The organism is Streptomyces sp. NPDC001393 (assembly GCF_053597455.1).
Window position 1 is genome coordinate 47,123 of record NZ_JBSFIH010000015.1, and the last position, 16,809, is coordinate 63,931.

The 16,809-nt window shown below is 71.2% G+C and carries 13 protein-coding genes; 10 read left to right on the top strand and 3 right to left on the bottom strand.

Translation table 11 applies throughout. From position 1 onward, the window contains the following. The first annotated feature begins 33 nt into the window (after positions 1 to 33). Positions 34 to 2,064, top strand: a complete 2,031-nt coding sequence (locus ACWC2T_RS18540) for a hypothetical protein (protein ID WP_450671395.1) — start codon at positions 34 to 36, stop codon at positions 2,062 to 2,064. Between the two features lie 505 nt (positions 2,065 to 2,569). Here ACWC2T_RS18540 and ACWC2T_RS18545 read toward each other — a convergent pair. Further along, the gene (locus ACWC2T_RS18545) at positions 2,570 to 2,740 is read right to left on the bottom strand and encodes a helix-turn-helix domain-containing protein (protein WP_450671396.1); all 171 of its coding nucleotides are present in this window, start codon (positions 2,738 to 2,740) and stop codon (positions 2,570 to 2,572) included. 669 nt (positions 2,741 to 3,409) lie between these two features. Between ACWC2T_RS18545 and panD the strand changes: the two genes are divergently transcribed. Beyond that, positions 3,410 to 3,829: an aspartate 1-decarboxylase gene (gene panD / locus ACWC2T_RS18550; protein ID WP_450671397.1), complete on the top strand. Its 420-nt coding sequence runs from the start codon at positions 3,410 to 3,412 to the stop codon at positions 3,827 to 3,829. Positions 3,830 to 4,275: 446 nt separating this feature from the next. On the opposite strand, the gene gndA is transcribed toward panD, so the two are convergent. Next, positions 4,276 to 5,715: an NADP-dependent phosphogluconate dehydrogenase gene (gene gndA / locus ACWC2T_RS18555; protein ID WP_450671398.1), complete on the bottom strand. Its 1,440-nt coding sequence runs from the start codon at positions 5,713 to 5,715 to the stop codon at positions 4,276 to 4,278. A gap of 273 nt (positions 5,716 to 5,988) precedes the next feature. Here gndA and ACWC2T_RS18560 point away from each other — a divergent pair, with 273 nt between their 5' ends. Further along, entirely contained in the window at positions 5,989 to 7,122 is a 1,134-nt protein-coding gene (locus ACWC2T_RS18560; protein ID WP_450671399.1) for a transglycosylase family protein, read from the top strand. Here ACWC2T_RS18560 and ACWC2T_RS18565 read toward each other — a convergent pair. Beyond that, positions 7,112 to 8,260 carry a DMT family transporter gene (locus ACWC2T_RS18565; protein ID WP_450671400.1) on the bottom strand — a complete coding sequence of 383 codons (1,149 nt, stop codon included), beginning with the start codon at positions 8,258 to 8,260 and terminating at the stop codon, positions 7,112 to 7,114. The genes ACWC2T_RS18560 and ACWC2T_RS18565 overlap by 11 nt on opposite strands. A gap of 228 nt (positions 8,261 to 8,488) precedes the next feature. On the opposite strand from ACWC2T_RS18565, the gene ACWC2T_RS18570 reads away from it, so the two are divergent. The 7 genes from ACWC2T_RS18570 (at position 8,489) to ACWC2T_RS18600 (ending at position 16,651) form a co-directional block, all read left to right on the top strand. After that, positions 8,489 to 9,238, top strand: a complete 750-nt coding sequence (locus tag ACWC2T_RS18570; protein WP_450671401.1) for a (2Fe-2S)-binding protein — start codon at positions 8,489 to 8,491, stop codon at positions 9,236 to 9,238. 40 nt (positions 9,239 to 9,278) lie between these two features. Continuing rightward, on the top strand, positions 9,279 to 10,430 hold the full coding sequence (gene glgA, locus ACWC2T_RS18575) for a glycogen synthase (protein WP_450671402.1): 1,152 nt from the start codon (positions 9,279 to 9,281) through the stop codon (positions 10,428 to 10,430). Positions 10,431 to 10,480: 50 nt separating this feature from the next. Beyond that, positions 10,481 to 11,701 (top strand): glucose-1-phosphate adenylyltransferase, encoded by a 1,221-nt coding sequence (glgC, locus tag ACWC2T_RS18580; RefSeq protein ID WP_450671403.1) that lies wholly within the window; start codon positions 10,481 to 10,483, stop codon positions 11,699 to 11,701. Positions 11,702 to 11,952: 251 nt separating this feature from the next. After that, positions 11,953 to 12,240, top strand: a complete 288-nt coding sequence (locus ACWC2T_RS18585; protein ID WP_450671404.1) for a hypothetical protein — start codon at positions 11,953 to 11,955, stop codon at positions 12,238 to 12,240. A 9-nt stretch (positions 12,241 to 12,249) separates the two neighbouring features. Beyond that, positions 12,250 to 12,717, top strand: a complete 468-nt coding sequence (locus tag ACWC2T_RS18590; RefSeq protein WP_450671405.1) for an N-acetyltransferase family protein — start codon at positions 12,250 to 12,252, stop codon at positions 12,715 to 12,717. Between the two features lie 127 nt (positions 12,718 to 12,844). Next, a complete protein-coding gene (locus tag ACWC2T_RS18595) occupies positions 12,845 to 15,166 on the top strand; it encodes a GH92 family glycosyl hydrolase (RefSeq protein WP_450671406.1) in 2,322 nt (773 codons plus the stop codon). 153 nt (positions 15,167 to 15,319) lie between these two features. Further along, positions 15,320 to 16,651 carry a wax ester/triacylglycerol synthase family O-acyltransferase gene (locus ACWC2T_RS18600; protein WP_450671407.1) on the top strand — a complete coding sequence of 444 codons (1,332 nt, stop codon included), beginning with the start codon at positions 15,320 to 15,322 and terminating at the stop codon, positions 16,649 to 16,651. The last annotated feature ends 158 nt before the right edge of the window (positions 16,652 to 16,809 follow it).

Below are 16,809 nucleotides of genomic sequence, written 5' to 3' on the forward strand. Positions count from 1 at the left end.
ACACCGGTCCGGCAGCAGGAAGGAGGCACGACGATGACAGGCCCCGCCACCGACCCTCTGTGCCTGTTGGCCGACGCACGTCGTACCGGCGCACCCCCGCCTACCCTGGCCGAACTTGGCGGTCCGGTGCTCCTGACCGATGCCCGGGACGAACTGCTGGACCACGACGACCTGCCCGCTCTGGTGTCACTCGTCTGCAACGAGAGCATCACACTGGCCAGCCCAACCGGCCAGGACTTCCTTCTCGCCGCAGCCGAGGCCCCCGACGATCCGCTTCTGCTCGAAGACGTCGTCACGGCCCTGCTGACGCATCCCGATGCCGTCCGGGTGCTCGGTGAGGATCTTGCCGACGTCTGGTTGGACGCGAGCCGCACCCGCCTGGATCTTATGGGCGGTATCGCTTTGGAAGCCTGTGCCCGCCTCGTCCTGGCTGGCATCGCGAGCCACCACGGCCTTGTGGACAGACTGCGCCGCATGCGCAGGGAACTGGCACGTATCGACGAGGACTTCGCCGCCCGCGCCGTCCGTGTGGCTGGCGCGCTCGCCGAACAGTTTCCGGCCCCGGAAATCCCACCGCTGTTGGAGCGTCTCCTCAGCCACGACGACGTCGCCGACGACGCGGCCTTCGAGCTGGGCATGCTCTCTCTGCGCCAAGCCTTCACCGCAGCTACCGTTGACGAGGCCCGCCCCCAGCTCCTCAAAGCCCGCGAATATCTGAGCGACGCGTCTTGCATGGAGGAACGCCCGGACGCAGTCGGCTTCGGCGCCGCCCTGGACGCCGTCCTCGCCTATACGACAGGCGCCACCGTCTCCGACGACACCGTCCGCCGGCTCCAGGACGCGATCTTGGACATCCGCCTGAACCTTCTCGGCCTGCCACCCGGCTGGCGCACTCCCCGCCTGGACACCCTAGCCAGCTGGCAGCAGCTTCTCGACACCCTCATCCACGCCCAAGGGGCTGACCGAGAAGGGTCGTGGCTGCACGCCGCCGCGGTCATCACCAGCTTGGTCGACGTCTATACAGCCCACCGCAGTCTCGACCTGCTTACCCCTACTGACGGCTCCCTATCCCCGGCACGCGTACCCGGTGCCTCGGTCTCGACGCCGGGCCTGCACGCCCTACTGGCCCCGCGTGTGGAACAGACTCTGCTCGCCCGCGAAGGCGGCCTAGCCCTGCTCGACCAGTGGCTCGCCGAACTCGGCAGTGCATCCGAGTCCGACCAGGACCCCACGACCCCGGTCGTACGGGAACAGGCCACCGCTCTCCGCGAAGCCCTGTCAGCCGGAAGGCAGGACCCCCGCCCAAAACCTGAAGGCCCGGCAACCGTCCTTGCCGGGCTTCCCCTGCCGCCTGACGACGCCGACCGCCTGTCTGGCTTCCTCGCCGCAGCCCCCGAACTCGCTCTCCGCCTGGCCGACATGTGGCAGGCACGCCAGGCTCGAGAACCCGTCGATGAAATCCCCGCAATCGCCACCGCCTACCGCAAGACCCGCACCGATCTGCGACAGCAGTGTCCCCACGGCTACACCGGCCAGTTCGCCACCGATATCGACTGCATGCTGCTCTACCTGCTCCGCTTCCTGGACCTGAGGCTCAACGAGACGCAGAAATTCGGTGGCGACGCCCGCAAGTACCTCCGCCGCCTCAAAAAGGACGAAGTCAAGCCACTGGAAAAGGAGATGGGCAGAGACCTCCGCGATTTCCTCCGCGGCCAGGGTCTGCGCGTCGAACTGGAAGTCAACAACATCGGGGCGGGACACGTCGACATCGCCTGGCGCCCCCACGACGAGCTGATCACGCTCGAACTCAAACGAGACTGGGCCAACCCCTCCTGGGACGCCTACACCAGAGCCTTCCTCCCACAGGCGATCTCCTACCAGGTCAACGGCCCGCCCGTGAACTTCCTCGTTGTCCTGGACCTCACAGACAAACCCGACGGACTGGCCTCAGTACCCGCCTGCGTCCACGTCCGCACCGTCCCCGGCCCTGCTGGCGACCCAAGACCCCGCACAGTGATCATGCTGCGTATCCAGGGCAACAAGCGTGACCCGCACGACCTGTAGTCGTCACGACGCCAGTGCTGGGGATCCGTAACCGCTGCACAGCCTGTCCAGTGGGCGTCCCCGCAGCAGCCACGGGCGCAAGGCGCTCCTCTGCCTCTAGGCGAACCTGTTTCCTGCGGGGAGTCGCTCACATCTCGGTCCTCAGGATGGGTTGGGTCGTGGTGGTGTCACAAGCGATCTGCATGGAACCTCGACGCGAGGTCCGGGTCCGCCGCCACCTTCTCCACCCTCGCTGGCCTCAGCCGCGCCGATCTCGTGTCCCGCACCGCACCCGCAGCCGAAGCGGCCGATCTAGACACATGCGTGGACGTCATTGCACCGTTCGCTACCCTCCCGGGCATCTTCGTCGGCTTCGCCAAGCGCTGATTTCGCTGACCAGGCCCCTGACGGCTTCGCGAGCGCCGACGGGGATGAGTGTGTCCCATTGTCCGCCGGGGCAAGGAGGCTGTTCGATTCACGGAGGAGGGTTGAGCGGGTGGCGAAGTACGGGAAAACGAGGCAGCGGCTAGTGGATTTTCTGCTGCTCCAGCCATTTGAAGATCTCGGCCTTCTTGTACAGGACTTTGGCGTTCCTGCCTCGGCCGAGCTTGTAGCCCTTCAAGCCCAGTTTCGATGCCTCCCTATAAACCCAGCTTGTCGACATGTTGAGCATCGCAGCGACCTCAGCAGTGTCCATGAGGACCGGCTCGATGCTATGGCGCCGGCGTGGGGAGTCGAAATCGGTGTGGGACTCGACGGGGTGTGACTGCGGTTGCGCCGGCAAGATGGCTCCCTAAAGGCTGGTCTGAGCGTGATCGCTGCATCGGCTCGCGCTCTGCTCTGGCTGAATCTCGAACGTTCTTGACACCCGACCTGTGTCACCGCCAAGAGTCACCGGACGAGCTATTCCATGGTCATGAGAATCGCCGGTTTGGCTAACCGGCGATTCGCTGCTATGTTGCCGCGCCCGTTCGGCACTCGGGATCTTTGAAAAACCTTGGCTGCCTGCACCTGCGGGGCGGTATGGAGGCGCTCGGGCCAGCTGACCTAGGGCGGTGCGTGGTCCGGGTCCCGGTCAAGCGCCGCTGGCTCTGGCTGCCGTCCAGACCGCCCGAGTGACGGTCATCACGGATGCCCCTGAGAGGGTGCTGCGTAGGCTTGTGCCGTCGTCGCGGTGGGGGACGGGGGAGTGCGCGAAACCCTCGTCCGGTCGCCTGACGATGCGTCAGAGAAGTCAGCAAGTGGTCAGCATGAGTTCTGAAAAACCTGGGGAAAGCTGCCCGAACGTGCGACTCGTTGTAGGGTATGGAAACAGCCCTTGACCTGCAAAAACGCAGGCAGGGAGCCTACTTGTGGGAGTGCCCCGATGTTGCGTACTATGTTCAAGTCCAAGATCCACCGCGCCACCGTCACCCAGGCCGACCTGCACTACGTGGGATCGGTGACCATTGACGCCGACCTGCTCGACGCCGCCGACCTGCTGCCGGGCGAGCTGGTGCACATCGTCGACATCACCAACGGCGCCCGGTTGGAGACGTACGTCATCGAGGGCGAGCGCGGGTCCGGGGTGATCGGGATCAACGGGGCGGCCGCCCATCTCGTGCACCCCGGGGACCTCGTGATCATCATCAGCTACGCCCAGGTCACCGACGCCGAGGCGCGGGAGCTGAAGCCGCGCGTCGTGCATGTCGACGCCGGCAACCGGATCGTCTCCCTCGGCGCCGACCCGTCGGAGCCGGTGCCCGGCTCCGACCAGCAGCGCAGCCCGCAGGCCGTCGGGGCCTGACCGGGGGGCTCCGAGCGCGCGGCGGCTCGTCCTGTCGGGTGAGTGGCCGCGCGGGGGCCGGGTAGGCGGGGGAGTAGTCCAGAGGCGACGTTCAGCGACTGCCCGGAGGACGCCATGACGTACCCGCATTACGACCCGGTCCCGCCGGGGCCGACACCGGGTCCGGGTCCCACCACACCGGACCCCTATCCGAGCCCCGTCCCGCCGCCCGAGCCGGGCCCCCAGCCCACACCACCACCGCCGGGCCCCGGCCCGACCCCACCGCCGGCACCTCCGGCCCCAGGCCCCCCGGAACCGTCACCGTCGCCGATCCCACCGGGCCCGGAGCCGGTACCGAACCCCGAGCCGGGCCCACCCCTCACCTGACAACACCGGGCACCGATGTGCCCCAGGCGCGGGGCCGTATCGATATGCGGCCCCGCCACCTTGGGCGGAACCAGCACCCCTCAGGCGGAAACCTCCGACCGGTCCCCGCCCCACAGCGTGTGGAACGACCCCTCCCGGTCCACCCGCCGATACGTGTGCGCCCCGAAGAAGTCCCGCTGCCCCTGCGTCAGAGCCGCCGGCAGGCGACGCGCCCGCAGCGCGTCGTAGTACGCCAGTGCCGCCGCGAAGCCCGGCGTCGGCACACCCTGCCGCGTCGCGGCGATGAGCACCTCGCGCCAGTCGTCCTGGGCGGCGGCGATCTCGCGCGCGAAGGTCTCGTCCGACAGCAGGCTCGGCAGATCGGCGCGGGCGTCGTACGCGGCGCGGATCCGGTCCAGGAATGCGGCCCGGATGATGCAGCCGCCCCGCCAGATCGAGGCCACCGCGCCGAGGTCGATGTCCCAGCCGTACTCCTCGCTGCCCGCGGCGATCTCGTGGAAGCCCTGCGTGTACGACACGATCTTGGACGCGTACAGTGCCTGCTCCACCCGGTCCGCGAAGGCGGCCGCCTCCTCCTTGCCCAGCGGCACGGCCTGCGGGCCCGCCAGCCCCTGCGAGGCCTCGCGGAGCTTCGCATGACCCGACAACGAGCGCGCGAAGACGGCCTCGGCGATGCCGGACACCGGCACGCCCAGGTCCAGCGCGATCTGGACGGTCCAGCGGCCGGTGCCCTTCTGCTCGGCCTGGTCGACGACCACGTCCACGAACGGCTTGCCCGTCGCCGCGTCCACGTGCGACAGCACCTCCGCCGTGATCTCGATCAGATACGAGTCGAGACGGCCGGTGTTCCACGTACGGAAGATCTCCGCGATCTCGGCGGGGGAGTACCCGGCGACCTCGCGCAGCAGCTGGTACGCCTCGCCGATCAGCTGCATGTCGGCGTACTCGATGCCGTTGTGGACCATCTTCACGAAGTGCCCGGCGCCGTCCGGGCCGCAGTGCGTGACGCAGGGCGCGCCGTCCGCGGCCTTCGCGGAGATCTTCTCCAGCATCGGGCCGAGGGAGTCGTACGACTCCACCGAACCGCCCGGCATGATGCTCGGCCCGTGCAGCGCGCCCTCCTCGCCGCCGGAGATGCCCGTGCCGACGAAGTGGATGCCGCGCTCGCGCAGCTCACGCTCCCGGCGCCGGGTGTCCGCGAAGTGCGCGTTGCCGCCGTCGATGATCATGTCGCCGGGTTCGAGGAGCGGCGCGAACTCCCGGATCACCGCGTCCGTCGGCTCACCCGCCTTCACCATGATCACCAGGCGGCGCGGGCGCTCCAGCGCCGCCACGAACTCCTCGGCGGTCTCGGCCCCGACGAAGTCGCCCTCCTGCCCGAACTCCTCCACCAGCGCCTTCATCCGCGACGCCGTACGGTTGTGCACGGCGACCGTATAGCCGTTGCGGGCGAAGTTCCGGGCGAGGTTGCGGCCCATGACCGCCAGGCCCGTGACACCGATCTGCGCTGAAGTGCTCATACCGCCTGCTCCCTAGCTGCCTCGTGACTACGGCTCCGTCAGCACGGCTCCGCGACCATCCTGACCTGCCGCCACGGCGAGCGCACATCCGACCCGCCATGCCTTCAGTACGGCGCGAGGCCACCTGAAGCCTCAGCGTCCGGGACGTCCGGTCAACGAAGGTCCCTTCCCGGCCACTTGGGGGCTGTGGGAGGCCGGTTTTCCGTCTTGTCATGGCCTGTTCGCGGCGCTTACCTTTGCCCCCTCCTGACGCATGCCGAGGGGAATTCGGACATGGCCGTACGCGGCCGGCATCGCCGGTACCAGCCGAACAGGATCAACCGCGCCTCACTCACCGTCACGGCGGGCGGCGCCGGCCTCGCGATCCCGCTCGTCGCAGCCGGCCCGGCCGACGCGGCCGACGCCTCCACCTGGAACAAGGTCGCCGCCTGCGAGTCCAGCGGAAACTGGAGCATCAACACGGGCAACGGCTACTACGGCGGCCTGCAGTTCACCCGGTCCACCTGGGAGGCGTACGGCGGCACCCGGTACGCCCCGCGCGCCGACCTCGCGACCAGGGACCAGCAGATCGCCGTCGCCGAGCGGGTCCTCGACGGGCAGGGGCCGGGCGCCTGGCCGGTCTGCTCGGTGCGGGCCGGGCTGACCCGGGGGGACACGGATCCCGGCCTGCACGCCGACAGCACCAGCACGCGCCCCGCCAGGAGCGTCGCCCTGAAGGAGGTACAGGCGCACAGCACCCCGCAGTCCCGTGCCGGCCGGGCCGAGATGTACACGGTGGTGCACGGCGACACCCTCTCCGGGATCGCCGAGGAGCACCATGTCCGCGGCGGCTGGCGCGCCCTGTACGCCGGCAACCGCCGGACGATCGGCGCCGATCCCGACCTGATCCTGCCCGGCCAGCGGCTCAGCCTGCGTGGCGCGGCCACCACCGGCACCAAGTCCCCGCAGAAGAAGGCCCCTTCGGAACACAGGACGGCACCGCACCGGACGAAGAGCACCGGCCGTACGCTCGTCGCCCCCGTCGACGCACCCATCGGCACCGGCTACCACGTGGCCGGCGCGCACTGGTCGAAGGGCTACCACACCGGCGTCGACTTCCTCGTGCCGACGGGCACCTCCGTGCAGGCCGCGGAGGCCGGGCAGGTGGTGGCCGCGGGGTGGGGCGGCGCCTACGGCTACCAGGTGGTGATCCGGCATGCCGACGGCCGCTACACCCAGTACGGCCACCTGTCGGCCATCTCCGTGCGGATCGGGCAGAACGTCGCCACGGGCCAGCGCATCGGCCGTTCCGGAGCCACCGGGAACGTCACCGGCCCGCACCTGCACTTCGAGGTGCGGACCGGACCCGACTTCGGTACGGACATCGACCCCCTCGCCTATCTGCGGGCCGGCGGGGTCAGGGTCTGACGCGCGTACCGTGCCCGTGCAGGACCGGCAGCGGTGCCCCGACGCGCGCGGGCAGCGCGAGGTACGACGAGGGCAACGAGCGGACATCCGGCAGTTCCCCGCCGGCGCCCGGCCCCGGAACCCGGCAGCCGACCGGGCCCGGCACGAGCAGGTTGCGCAGCACCGGCGCGTCGGACGCGCCGCCGGCCTCGGGAAGCCCGCCCCGCTCCGGCCCGGCCTCCGCCGCTGCTCGCTGCTGGGGCACGGCGGGGAACGCTTCCGGCGCGGACACCGGTTCCGGGCCGCCGTCCGGCAGGGCGGGCGGCTCGGCGCGCGCGATCCGCTCGGTCGTCAGCATGATCAGGCCGCCCGCCGCCACCACCCCACAGCTCACGGCGAGCGCGGCGCCCTCACGGCCGTGCCGGAACGTCTCACCGAACATCAGGATGCCGACGGCGGCCGCCAGCACCGGATTGACCACGGTCTGCGTGGCCAGCGGCGCCGCGAGGCCGCCGCCCCGATAGGAGGCCTGGGACAGCACGACACCGCCGACCGCGAACAGGGCGACCGCCGCGAGGGACGGCAGGTCGTCCCAGTCGATGCCGTGCGTCCAGTCGACGGCGACGGTCTTGGTGAACACCGACGACATGCCGAACGCCGTGCCGGAGGCGGTGGCGAGCAGCACGCTGCGCACCGCCGGGTGCCGGTGCGCCGCCAGCCCGGCGAACGTCAGCGCCACGACCGCACCCCCGGTGACCAGCGCGACCGCCACCCGCTGGCCCATGGCCATGGAGTGGCCGTCGGAGGAACCGACCAGGGCCAGCAGACCGGCGAGGCCCACGGTGGCCATGACCGCGCCCCGCCAGGCGGTCGCCCCGGCCCTGCGGCCGACGCACAGCGCCGCCATGGGCAGGGCGAAGACGATGGTCAGCGCGCCCAGCGGCTGGACCAGGCTGAGCGGGCCGTAGGCCAGCGCCACCACGTGCAGCACGCCGCCGAGACCGTTGAGCGCCAGCGCCCCCCACCAACCGGCCCGCCGCAGCGGCAGGTACGCGCCGACGGGGGAGGAGACCGCCACCTGCTCCTGCACGATCGCGCCGGCCGCGTAGGCGAGTGCCGACACGAACGACAGCAGCACGGACAACGCGAGGGCGCTCATCGGCGTCTCCTGTGCGGGCGGCGGGGGCCCTGAGCCCGGCGCGACGTACGGTCGGCTTCCATGGCCAACACTCTGCCCGGCCGCGCTCTTCCCGTCGTCGTCCCTGAGCACTCAATGCCTCCTACTGCCGATGGAGTACACCAGCCGCGCGATCATCCTCGCGACGGGTGACGGAAGTCCCACCCCTCGTGCCCGGATCCGGGAACGCGCCTGATACCAGTACTGGTCGTGGACCTCGACCCCGCTCTCGCCGCCCTCCGCCCCCTCGGCGGCTTCTTCGTCCTGCGCACACTGCCGGGCCCGGCCGAAGCCACCGGCGGACCGGATCCCGGGCACCTGCCGACCCTCGCCGGGACCTACGAACGGGTGAGCCCGGACCCGTTGGCGGTGCGGGTGGCCGTGGTCGCGGACCGGCTGCGCACCGGCGAACCACGCGTGGCCGCCTCCATCGCCCAGCAGGGCCTGGCCGCCCGGCTGTGGTCGGTGGCCCTCGGCTGTGCCGTCCGCTACGGCCGGCTGCCCGACCTCGGCCCGCACCTGCTGCGCTGGGACCCGCTCGCCGCCGCCCCCGACGACCTGTACCTGACCGAACTGCGTCCGTTGCCCGGGGACGCCGCCATGCTCGCGGCCGTCGTGCTGCACGGACACCTGGAGCCCCTGACGCGGGCCCTGAGCGACGGCTACGGCAGCGCCCCCGGACTGCTGTGGGGCAACGCGGGCTCCACACTCGCCGGAGCCGCCCGCGAACTGGACCGCTGGTCCCGCGCGCACGGCCGTACCGACCTCGCCGACCGGGCCCGTGCCCTGACGGACGAACTCTTCGCCCACCCCCTCCTGCGCGCCACCGGCACCCGCACCGGCACCGCGTTCCGCCGCCGCAGCTGCTGCCTGTACTACCGGGTGCCCGGCGGCGGGGTCTGCGGCGACTGCTGCTTCCCCCGGCCGCCGCGCTCTTCCCCAGGGGCCGCTTCTGGGTGACCATGAAGGGAACCTGCCGCCGGTACAAGGGGGTTGTCGGGTGCGAGTGGGACTGCTGACACGGGAGTACCCCCCGGACGTCTACGGCGGCGCCGGTGTCCATGTGGAGTTCCTGGCCCGGGAGCTGACCCCCCTGGTCGACCTGGAGGTGCACAGCTGGGGCGAGGGCCGCGGCGTGGGTGTCGTACGCCACCGCCCCTGGTCCGCGCTCGACGGCGCCAACGACGCACTGCGCACCTTCTCCGTGGACCTGTCCATCGCCGCCGCCCTCGAAGGCCGCGAACTCGTCCACTCCCACACCTGGTACGCCAACCTCGCCGGCCACGTCGCCAAGCTCCTGTACGGCGTCCCGCACGTGGTCACCGCCCACTCGCTGGAGCCGCTGCGGCCCTGGAAGGCCGAGCAACTGGGCGGCGGATACGCCCTGTCGAGCTGGGCCGAACGCACCGCGATCGAGGCCGCGGACGCGGTGATCGCCGTGTCCGGCGCCATGCGCGAGGACATCCTCGCCTGCTACCCGGCGCTCGACCCGGCCGCTGTGCACATCGTGCACAACGGCATCGACACCCGCCTCTACCGGCCCCACCACGGCACCGACGCCCTCACCCGGCACGGCATCGACCCGGCCCGCCCGTACGTCCTGTTCGTCGGCCGGATCACCCGCCAGAAGGGCGTTCCCCATCTGCTGCGTGCGGCACGGGACATCGAGCCGGGCGTCCAGGTCGTGCTGTGTGCGGGCGCCCCCGACACCCCGGAGATCGACCGGGAGTTCCGCGAGCTGTTCGAGGAGCTGAGCCGGGCCCGTACCGGGGTGTTCTGGATCCCGCAGATGCTGCCGCGCCCCGAGGTGATCCAACTCCTCACGCGCGCCGCCGTGTTCGTCTGTCCCTCGGTGTACGAACCCCTCGGCATCGTCAACCTGGAGGCGATGGCCTGCGGCACACCGGTCGTGGCCTCCCGGGTCGGGGGGATCCCGGAGGTGGTGGCGGACGGCCGTACCGGTGTGCTGGTCGACGTGGACGAGGAGTTCGAGACGCGTCTCGCGCATGCCCTGGACTCCGTGCTCGGCGACCCGGAGGCGGCCCGGCGGATGGGAGAGGCCGGACGGGAGCGGGCGGCCTCGGAGTTCGGCTGGGACACGGTGGCCCGCCGCACGGCCGCGTTGTACGAGGAGATCCTCAAGCAGGCTTAGTCCCGTCCGCTCGGGGCAGCCATGGTTCAACCAGGGTGAGGGGAGCGGCCATGCGTCGTGGAGGGCCTTCCGTACTCGGGATCGTACTGGCGGGCGGCGAGGGAAAGCGTCTGATGCCGCTGACCGCCGACCGCGCCAAACCAGCCGTCACCTTCGGCGGCACCTACCGTCTCGTCGACTTCGTCCTGTCCAACCTCGTCAACGCCGACGTGCTGCGCATCTGCGTGCTCACCCAGTACAAGTCGCACTCGCTGGACCGGCACATCACCACCACCTGGCGGATGTCCAGCCTGCTCGGCAACTACGTCACACCGGTCCCGGCGCAGCAGCGCCTCGGCCCGCGCTGGTACCTGGGCAGCGCCGACGCCATCCTGCAGTCGCTGAACCTGGTCCACGACGAACAGCCCGAGTACGTGGCCGTGTTCGGCGCCGACCACGTCTACCGCATGGATCCGCGGCAGATGCTCGCCCAGCACATCGAGGGCGGCGCGGGCGTGACGGTGGCCGGGATCCGGGTGCCGCGCGTGGAGTCCTCCTCCTTCGGCGTGATCACGCCGGGCTCGGACGGCCGTACGGTGCAGCGTTTCCTGGAGAAGCCCGCGGATCCGCCGGGCCTGGCGGACGACCCCGAGACCGTCTACGCCTCGATGGGCAACTACATCTTCACCACCAAGGCCCTCGTCGAGGCGCTGCACCGGGACGCCGAGGACGAGAGTTCCGTGCACGACATGGGCGGTTCGATCCTTCCCCAGCTCACCGTGCGCGGCGAGGCCCAGCTCTACGACTTCAACGACAACCACGTGCCCGGCGAGACCACCCGCGACCAGGGCTACTGGCGGGACGTGGGCACCCTGGACGCCTACTACGAGGCGCACATGGACCTCATCGCCGAGCGCCCCGCGTTCAACCTCTACAACCGCCAGTGGCCCATCTACACCCACTCGGGCCAGCTCTCCCCGGCCCGCTTCAACGCGGGCGGCATCGCGAGCGAGTCCATCATCAGCGCGGGCTGTCTGATCCGCGGTCAGGTCACCCGGTCGGTTCTCTCCCCAGGTGTACGGGTCGACCCGGGCGCGGTGGTCCAGGGCTCGGTGCTGCACGACAACGTGCGCATCGGCCGGGGCGCGGTGGTGCGCGGCGCCGTCCTGGACAAGAGCGTCGAGGTCCCGCCCGGCGCGACCATCGGCGTCAACCCGGAGCGGGACGCGGAGCTGTACACCGTGTCCAAGGGCGGAGTGATCGCCCTGGGGAAGGGGCAGCGGGTGCCCTAGGCCCTGTCGTCAAATTCCCGCCTGCCCCGCGACGCCATGCACGCTCCCCCACTGCCTCAAGGGCGTGGGAGGTGCCCCCACTCGCCGCACCGGGCCCGGGCCCGAGTACATCCAGTACGAGGGCCAGGACCCGGCACTCCCCCAGCCTTCGGCCGGGGGGACCCCCAGAGCACGCACCTGACGCCGCAGGGCCCGCCCTCCGGGCGGACGGCGGGAATTTGACGACAGGGCCTAGGCATAGGGTCCCCCGCATGCGATGTGGGATATGTGGCTCCGAGCGGCTGAGCCCGGTCGGTGAGCTCGCCTCGGGGGAGCGGTCGTTCGAGCGGCTGCGGCTGAGATTCCGCCGTCCGGGATTCTTCAAGCCCCGGCCGGTGTTCCAGGCCTCGCGCGCGCGTGCCTGCCGCGACTGCGGAGCCCTCCTGCCCTTCCTCACCGAGCGCGACCGGCGGGAACTCGACGCGACGGCCGGGGACCTGATCGAGGTCGAGGACCCCGAGCCGGTGCCACCCCACCCCTGGGACCCGCCCGTGGGCTAGGGTCGGCGCATGTCCACTGCTCCCGTGCTGCTGTTCCGGCCCGCCACACGCGCCGACCTGCCCGCCGTGCTCGCGCTGCTCGCCGACGAGGAGAGGGTCGTGGAACCGGCGTCCATCGAGGTGACGCAGGATCACGAGCGCGCGTTCGCGGCCATCGAGCAGGACGCGCGCAACGAGATGCTGGTCCTCGCCGAGGCCGGCACCGGCACGGTCGTGGGCTGTCTGCAGGCGACGTACATCCCGGGTCTCGGCAAGGGCGGCGCCGAGCGGGCGCTGATCGAGGCGGTGCGGATCCGCGCGGACCGGCGCGGCGGCGGGCTCGGCCGGACGCTGATGGAGCGGGCCGTGGAACGGGCACGCGCGCGAGGCTGCGCACTCGTCCAGCTCACCAGCAACAAGAACCGCGCGGACGCGCACCGCTTCTACGCCGCGCTCGGCTTCGCCCGCAGCCACGAGGGCTTCAAGCTGGCGCTCTGACGAACCGTCATCATCCGGCCGGTATCCGGCGCGACGCGTTCGCCCGATAACCGTACCTTGCCCGGATCTGAGTCGTTCGACCTTCAGGATGCAGACATCGATGTCGAACCTGCGGAGGTCATGCGACATGAGAGGGACCCGGCGCACGCGGCTGTGCCTGGCCGGGGTGATGGCAGCGTCCACGCTGATCGCCACCCCCGCCGCACGGGCCGCCGAGCGGACAGACGGCCACCTCACCGACCTGGTCAACCCGTTCATCGGGAGCCAGGACGAGGGCAACACCTTCCCCGGCGCGGCCGTGCCCTTCGGCATGGTCCAGCTCTCCCCGGACACCGGGCACAACACCGGCTACGACTACACGCAGAACCGGATCCGCGGCTTCTCCCTGGTCCACCTCTCCGGCGTCGGCTGCCGCATCGGCGGCGACCTGCCCGTGCTGCCCACCACCGGCGACGTCACGCAGACGGACTACACCCGCTACGCGACCGGCTTCTCGCACCAGGACGAGACGGCTAGCCCCGGCTACTACCGGGTCGGCCTCTCCTCCGGCATCCGCGCCGAGCTGACCGCGACCGAGCGCACCGGCGTGCAGCGCTACACCTTCCCCGCCACCGACAAGGCCAACGTCCTGCTGAACGCGGCCCAGTCGCTGCACAAGGGGGTCTCCAGCTCCGTCGAGATCCTCGACGACCACACCGTGCGCACCGAGATCACCGGGCACGGCTTCTGCCGGGACACCGGCCCCTACACGGTCTACACGATCACCCGCTTCAGCCGGCCCTTCACCGCGTACGGCACCTGGGACGGCGCGACGCTCACCCCCGGCTCCCGCAGTGGACCCGGCGGCGCCTATGTCCGCTTCGACACCACCAAGGACCGTACGGTCGAGGCGACCACCGCCCTGTCGTACGTCGACGCGCGCGGCGCGGCCGGCAACCTGGCCGCCGAGGGCGGACGGTCCTTCGACGCGGTGCGCGAGCGGGCCCGCGAGGAGTGGGAGAGGCGGCTCGCCGCCGTCCGCGTCCAGGGCGGCACCCCCACCCTGCGCCGGACCTTCTACTCCTCGCTGTACCGGTCCTTCCTCGCGCCGAACGTGGGCAGCGACGCCGACGGCCGCTACTTCGGCTGGGACCGCCGTGTCCACCACGCCCAGGGCTTCACGTACTACCAGAACTGGTCGCTGTGGGACACCTACCGCACCCAGGTCCAGCTGCTCGCGCTCCTCGCGCCGCGCGAGACACGGGACATGGCCCGTTCGCTCGTCGCCGTCGACGAGGACGGCGGCTGGCTGCCCAAGTGGGGGTACGGCCCGGTCGAGACGAACGTCATGAGCGGCGACCCCGTCACCCCCTTCCTGACCACGGCCTACCAGACGGGGCTGCTCAAGGGCTTCGAGGAGCGGGCCTACCGCGCGCTGAAGAAGAACGCCGACGGCGTCCCCCCGCCCGCGTATCCGGGCATCGGCCGGGAGGCCAACACCGAGTACCTCGCGCACGGCTACGCCCCGTTCGACAAGGACCGGCCGTACGCCAAGATGGGCGACTCCGACTACCACCACGGCGCCTCCGTCACCCTGGAGTACGCCCTCGCCGACGCCATGCTGGCCCAGATGGCGCGCGGCCTCGGCCACGACGCCGACGCCGCCCGCTACGCGGCACGGGCGCGGAACTACCGGAACATCTTCGACCCCGCGACCGGCTTCTTCCGCGCCCGCGACGCCTCCGGCGCCTTCACCGGCTCGGCCGATCCGGCGAGCGGCACCGGCTTCCACGAGGGCACCGCCTGGCAGTACCAGTGGCTCGTGCCGCAGGACGTGCCCGGCATGGTGCGGCTCATCGGCGGCGAGCGCGCGGCCAACGACCGGCTGGACTCGTTCTTCGCCTACGACCGGCTGCTGGCCGACCCCGCGAAGACCGCCCGCGAGGTGTGGGTGCACGGCGACGCGTACGCGTACTACAACGCCGACAAGTACAACCCGATGAACGAGCCCGACCTCATCGCGCCGTACACCTACCTGGCCACCGGTCAGCCGTGGAAGACCACCGACGTGGTGCACGCCGCCCTGACCCTCTTCACCGACGGGCCCGGCGGCATCACCGGCAACGACGACCTGGGCACGATGTCCGCCTGGAACGTGCTGTCGTCCATCGGGCTGTTCCCGATCCAGCCCGGCTACGGCACCTGGGGCCTGTCCACGCCGGTCTTCGACCGTGTCGACCTCACCCTGGACCGCCGGTACTGGCCGAGCGGCCGGCTGACCGTCGCCGCGCCGGGCACCTCCGCCACCGACCGGTACATCCAGAGCGTCCGCACCGACGGAACCCCGCACGGGCAGACCTATGTGACGACGGGTGCGCTGCGCTCCCTGCGCTCGCTCGCGTTCACGGTCGGCCCGCGCCCGTCTGAGTGGGGTACGTCACCCGGGGCGGCACAACCGGTCCTGAACTGACCTCACGTAACCCTAGGTCCCGCCCCTGCCGCAGGGGCGGGACTTAATCTTCTGTTAACTGAGCGTAGCCTGATCGTACTTGACCGTAATCGGGTGACAGAGATTGACTGCGAGTGACTGCAGATCCACCCGTCGTCGACGTGAGGCACGCCCTTGACTTCCCACCTGCTCGCTCCACTCGACCTGGCGTTCTGGAACATCGAGTCCGACCGGCATCCGATGCACCTCGGCGCGCTCGGCGTCTTCGGCGCGCACTCGCCCACTGCCGGCGCCCATGCCGCCGACCTGCTCGCCGCCCGCGCCGCCGCCGTACCCGGGCTGCGCCTGCGCATCCGCGACGTGTGGCAGCCGTTCGCCTTCGGCGGTGCAGCCCGGGAGCCCGACCCGGACTTCGACCCGCTGAACCACGTACGCCTGCACGCCCCGACCGCCGACTTCCACGCCGTCGCCGGGCGGCTCATGGAGCGCCCGCTGGAGCGCGGCCGGCCGCCGTGGGAGGCGCATGTGCTGCCCGGCGAGGACGGGATGTCCTTCGCCGTGCTGTTCAAGTTCCACCACGCCCTCGCCGACGGGCTGCGCGCGCTGAAGCTCGCCGCCGGCGTCCTCGACCCGATGGACCTGCCCGAGCGGGCGCCGCGCGCCATCGAGCCGCCGCGCGGGCTGCTGCCGGACGTGCGCAAGCTGCCGGGGCTCGTCCCCGGGCTGGTCAGGGGCGCGCTGTCCGACGTGGGCCGGGCCCTGGACATCGGCGCATCCCTCGCCCGCTCCACCCTCGGCATGCGGCCCACCTCCGCCCTCACCTCCGCCCCGAGCGGCACCCGCCGCACCGCCGGGGTCGTCTTCGACATCGACGACGTGCACCGCGTGCGCAAGAGCGCCGGCGGCACCGTCAACGACGTACTGATCGCCGTCGTCGCCGGGGCCCTGCGCCGCTGGCTGGAGGAGCGCGGCGACTCCACGAAGGGCGTGGCACCCCGCGCCCTCATCCCCGTCTCCCGGCGCCGCCCGCGCACCGCGCACCCACAGGGCAACCGGCTCTCCGGCTATCTGATACGGCTCCCGGTGGACGAGCCGGATCCGTTCGGCCGGCTGCACACCGTGCGCACCGCGATGCTGCGCAACAAGGACGCGGGGCCGAACCGGGGTGCGGGTGCGGTGGCGCTGCTGGCCGATCACGTACCGGCGCTGGGCCACCGGCTCGGCGGGCCGCTGGTCGGGCAGGCGGCCCGGCTGTGGTTCGACATCCTCGTCACCAGCGTGCCGCTGCCGGGGCTGGGGCTGCGGCTCGGCGGCCACGAGCTGAGGGAGGTGTATCCGCTGGCGCCGCTCGCACCGGGGCAGTCGCTGGCGGTGGCCATCTCCACGTATCGCGGGCGCGTGCACTACGGGCTGGTCGCCGATGCGCAGGCCGTGCCGGACCTGGACCGGTTCGCTCACGCGGTGTCGGCGGAGGTGTCGACGCTGCTGGCGGCGTGCGACGCGTGAAGCCGTAGGGGGTTCCGGGTCCCCACCCGCACCACCCGTACAGCTTTCGTTGTCGGGTGCGGGTGGCCCCTTGGGTTCGGTGCTGGTCCGTTCGGGTTTGGCGGGGAGCCGGTGCGCTCCGTAAAATTCCCCGTTCGAAGGCGGGCGCGAGTCGGAGC

Bases quoted from the DNA above. Each gene is read 5' to 3' on its own strand.
- ACWC2T_RS18585 (WP_450671404.1), top strand. From the start codon at position 11,953: ATGCGATGTGGGATATGTGGCTCCGAGCGGCTGAGCCCGGTCGGTGAG.
- ACWC2T_RS18540 (WP_450671395.1), top strand. From the start codon at position 34: ATGACAGGCCCCGCCACCGACCCTCTGTGCCTGTTGGCCGACGCACGT.
- ACWC2T_RS18590 (WP_450671405.1), top strand. From the start codon at position 12,250: ATGTCCACTGCTCCCGTGCTGCTGTTCCGGCCCGCCACACGCGCCGAC.
- panD (WP_450671397.1), top strand. From the start codon at position 3,410: ATGTTGCGTACTATGTTCAAGTCCAAGATCCACCGCGCCACCGTCACC.
- ACWC2T_RS18545 (WP_450671396.1), bottom strand. From the start codon at position 2,740: ATGGACACTGCTGAGGTCGCTGCGATGCTCAACATGTCGACAAGCTGG.
- ACWC2T_RS18560 (WP_450671399.1), top strand. From the start codon at position 5,989: ATGGCCGTACGCGGCCGGCATCGCCGGTACCAGCCGAACAGGATCAAC.
- gndA (WP_450671398.1), bottom strand. From the start codon at position 5,715: ATGAGCACTTCAGCGCAGATCGGTGTCACGGGCCTGGCGGTCATGGGC.
- ACWC2T_RS18595 (WP_450671406.1), top strand. From the start codon at position 12,845: ATGAGAGGGACCCGGCGCACGCGGCTGTGCCTGGCCGGGGTGATGGCA.
- ACWC2T_RS18565 (WP_450671400.1), bottom strand. From the start codon at position 8,260: ATGAGCGCCCTCGCGTTGTCCGTGCTGCTGTCGTTCGTGTCGGCACTC.
- glgC (WP_450671403.1), top strand. From the start codon at position 10,481: ATGCGTCGTGGAGGGCCTTCCGTACTCGGGATCGTACTGGCGGGCGGC.